At 71.9% G+C, this 1,010-nt stretch carries 2 protein-coding genes; one reads left to right on the top strand and one right to left on the bottom strand.

Annotated elements, in window-relative coordinates:
* Nucleotides 1–497: universal stress protein (locus G3N94_RS41710; protein WP_241022373.1), on the bottom strand; the 497-nt coding region annotated here is incomplete at its 3' end.
* 282 nt (nt 498–779) lie between these two features.
* Here G3N94_RS41710 and G3N94_RS41705 point away from each other — a divergent pair.
* Nucleotides 780–1,010: hypothetical protein (locus G3N94_RS41705; RefSeq protein ID WP_205799959.1), on the top strand; the 231-nt coding region annotated here is incomplete at its 3' end.

Raw genomic sequence — 1,010 nt, 5'->3', positions numbered from 1 at the left:
GCCTGCGCGGCACAGCTCGTCAGCGCATGCAGCAGCGCGGCCACCGCGCGATGCGCGTCGAGACAGCGGGCGATCACGCGCGCCGCGGCCGGCGAGTGCGACACCGCGCACACGAGCACCGGCACGCCGCTCGCCGCGCACAGAAGCTGCCGCTGCGTGCAGGCGTCTGCGTCGGTGCCTGCTTCGGCGCCTGCGTCGGTCCGTGATGGCAGCGCCGCGACGCAGATCAGGTCGCAGCCGAGCTGGCGGGCCAGCTCCCAGAGCGGCGCCCGCCAAGCCGGCGCGATCGCATACGAGATGCCCTGTGCCTGTGCGGCCGCTTCCACTTTCGCACCGTGCTCCGGCGTCCGCGCTCCGGGTAAATACGAGTCCGGCGCGGCGTCGGGCAGCACGAACGTGACCCGCGCGCTCATCGCACGTGCCAGCTCCAGCGCGTGGCCGACCGCGTCGATGCCGCCGGGCGCGCCGTCGACCTTCACGAGCAGATGGCGATACATCGCGCTGCTCCGCTTATCCGGCGAGCGGGACGCGGGTTCGCGTGCCGGTCGTTGCATTCGTCATGGGGCTCTCCTCGTCGGATTCGTGATTCGTCGGAACCCATGCTATCGGCACGGGTCCGTTGCGGCCCCACTCGTGACGGGGGGGATTGACGCACAGAGGGGGTTCGACCGATCCTTCCCTCCACGTTCCACACCGGACGCTGGCCAGCACGGCACGGCCGGGATTCCGACCTGCTCCGCCGACCCGCTTCCCGACTTGCTCCGCGATTTGCTCCCCAAATGGCCCACCCACCCGATCCCGTCGATACCGCCCCTACCGAGCTGGTCCTGAAGACGACCGCGCCACGCGTGCCGGCGCAACTGCTCGCCCGCGCGCGGCTGAGCCTCGCCGCGCCGGGCTTCGACGAACGCCCGATCACGCTCGTGCAGGCGCCGGCCGGCTACGGCAAGACGTCGCTGCTCGCGCAATGGCGCCGCGAATACCTGGCGCTCGGCCGCGCGGTCGTGTGG

The sequence above is a fragment of the Burkholderia sp. Ac-20353 genome, assembly GCF_017104785.1.
GTDB lineage: Bacteria > Pseudomonadota > Gammaproteobacteria > Burkholderiales > Burkholderiaceae > Burkholderia.
The sequence above is the reverse complement of the archived record's forward strand: the minus strand, read 5'-3'. Positions and strand labels throughout refer to the sequence as shown.